Below are 365 nucleotides of genomic sequence, written 5' to 3'. Positions count from 1 at the left end.
CCGATGCGCAGGCCGTGGTCCGTGAGCAGCTGGCCGGCGAGGGCGTGGTCCGTGGAGCTGCGGGGCGCGCCCCCGGCGGCGCGCGCGCCCCCCCGACATCCGCGCCACGGCGGGTTCGATCGCGAGCGCGAGGAAGAACGCGATCAGGATGTTGACGAGCAGCCCGATCAGCTGGTGGAAGGCCCAGCTGCCGAGCTGGAAGCACGCGACGAGGGCCAGGGCGAGGACGATCGCGCGCGGCAGCCAGCGCGGCATCCGGGCCCCGGCCGCCACCGGTGCGCCGGCGCCGCCGGGCGGCCCCGCCGGACCGGCCGGACCCACCCGGTCGTCGGCCGGACCGGCCTGGTGCGTCACGGCGGCCGGAC

Annotated in this window: 1 pseudogene; it reads right to left on the bottom strand. The window is 78.9% G+C overall.

Going from position 1 to position 365, the window contains the following annotated elements:
* A pseudogene (locus ACFXA3_RS38195) lies at positions 1–321 on the bottom strand (hypothetical protein); the annotation flags it as partial.
* Positions 322–365 lie beyond the last annotated feature (44 nt).

This window comes from Streptomyces sp. NPDC059456, from assembly GCF_042750055.1.
Lineage (GTDB): Bacteria > Actinomycetota > Actinomycetes > Streptomycetales > Streptomycetaceae > Streptomyces.
This window is presented reverse-complemented; position numbering and strand designations above follow the sequence as displayed.